Origin of the sequence: Kamptonema sp. PCC 6506, from assembly GCF_000180455.1 — a bacterium.
GTDB classification, from domain to species: Bacteria; Cyanobacteriota; Cyanobacteriia; order Cyanobacteriales; family Microcoleaceae; genus Kamptonema; species Kamptonema formosum.
Window position 1 is genome coordinate 1 of the sequence record NZ_CACA01000065.1, and the last position, 2066, is coordinate 2066.

Below are 2066 nucleotides of genomic sequence, written 5' to 3' on the forward strand. Positions count from 1 at the left end.
GGTAGATTGGTTCATAATGCGCGATCGCGAACGAGTTTAAAATGAGATAGACTCATGTTTGACTATAAAATTATGGCAATATCCAAAGGAATCATTACAGCTTTCCCTACTAATACCATTTCTCTAAAAGTATGCTACAGTCCACATCGTTGAGTTTACTACATAGAATCAACCTACTGTTGCTACTGTTGCATTAATTTGGAGAAATGGTATTACCAAGGATTACCAATCATCCTAAAAGCCGCCCAATAGTAAGGATGAGATAAATTATCATTGCTTCTTGTGACCAGTTCCAGCGGCAGCAGCAGCTCCCCAGAACCAGTATGCAGCTTGCCATTATTGATTTGGATTTGCCCTCTAATCATAGCTATTTGCGCCTCCTGTAGCGCTTGGGCCTTAATCGGTGTACTTTTCAAGTGCTGATATAACTCCGTCATCAGCCCCAAAGTCCCTTCATCGCTAACGTACCAGAGACTAGCCACAGCCGACTTCACACCCCCCTGCACTGCTAACCCCGCAAAACCCAACTCCGCCTCCTCATCTCCCACAGCAGTTTTACAAGCACTCAGCACTAATAGCTCAACAGGGGGGTTATTCCATTTCAGTTGCCGCAACTGATCCAAGCGTAATTTCGTATCCCATAACTGAATGTAGGAGTTGCTAGGATTTCCCCCCTGAAATTCTGCGTGTGTTGCCAAATGAACGATCGCATAAGGTTGTTGCTGACGTTCTCCCTTCAGATTTGCCAGAGTAAAGCCTTCATTCAAAAAAGATTTACCCTGCCATAACTGCGGGGTGATAGTTGATAATTCCAATGGTACTGCTGGTAAAGGATTGAGATGAGCAAATCGTGAGGCCCCCATCGCCAGCACTTTGGAATTTTTGATATTGACGAAGCGAGTATCAGTCAAACTGAGACTAGGCATCTGACCAATACTGTATCGCTCGATCAAAAACCCCTTCCCATCGTGCAATGCTGCCATTGGGAGCGATCGCAATCCGGTATCGGAAACAAAAGACAAATTCTTGATGCCCTGTGTTTGCAAATCCGCTTCTAGCGGTGCAACTATCAATTTATATAGTTGCTGAGCTAAAGGCAAATAGCTTGTAGTATTACGTTTTCTAGGATTAGTTACTTCTGTGCGAAAGTCTTGGGCTAGTGCGACGACTTGGGCGCGAGTAGTATGCGAGATGCGCTTGCGAATGGGAACTCCTTTAGGCGTAACTATCAGCATTTCCAGTTCGTCACTAGGTTGAATTTGCCGATCGATTTGCAGAATTGAGGATATATTTTCTAGTTGATAAGCACTAGAACCTTTCGGCATAAAGCCGATATAAATGATTGCTGGTTTAACTCCAGTCGTCTTTTCAATTCTCGTTAGGATATTCTGGGCATCTTGTAATGTTGCCATCCGAGACGGGTAAGGCAAACTTAGGTATTTGACAAAATCGCGAGTCAACCTTTCCTCTTGGGGGAGAACAATAGCATTGGGATTAATTGGTAAATCAGCAATATTGATTTGAGGAGAGGGCGATCGCGAATTTTGTTCCAAAGAATTTGATATTTGATTCTGCTGTTCGAGATTAAGCGGAAATGGCGAACTTAGCGCGGGTACTGGTGCGATCGCTGGTGTCGGATTTATTGTCGTTGTCCGATCTAGATTTGGTATTAAATTCAACACAGGCGTTTGGTTGAGAGTCGGTATCGGTGCCGGTGTTATAGCGATTGATAGTTCAGAAAGCAATACAGGTGTGATATTGACTGTCGGTGCAGGAATTAAAGTAACTGCTGGTGCTGGCGTGACATTGACTGTTGGTGTTGACGCAGCAGGTACAGGCGCGATATTGACTGTTGATACTGGCGCAGCTACAACTGACGCGGGTGCTGGTACTGGCATTGGGGCGATATTGACTGTTGATACTGGCGCAGCTACAACCGACGCGGGTGCTGGTACTGGCATTGGGGCGATATTGACTCTTGATACTGGTGCAGATGCCGATACTGGTGCTGGCGCAGATGCTGGCAGAGGCGGCAGATTAATTATTATGGGTGCTGGCGCGGGTTC

The 2066-nt window shown here is 45.5% G+C and carries 1 protein-coding gene and 1 pseudogene; one reads left to right on the forward strand and one right to left on the reverse strand.

The features are described 5' to 3' along the window. Window positions 1-212 precede the first annotated feature (212 nt). Window positions 213-1682, reverse strand: a complete 1470-nt coding sequence (locus tag OSCI_RS03270) for a CHAT domain-containing protein (RefSeq protein ID WP_007353435.1) — start codon at window positions 1680-1682, stop codon at window positions 213-215. A 10-nt stretch (window positions 1683-1692) separates the two neighbouring features. On the opposite strand from OSCI_RS03270, the pseudogene OSCI_RS29300 reads away from it, so the two are divergent. Beyond that, window positions 1693-2066, forward strand: a pseudogene (locus tag OSCI_RS29300) (hypothetical protein); the annotation flags it as partial.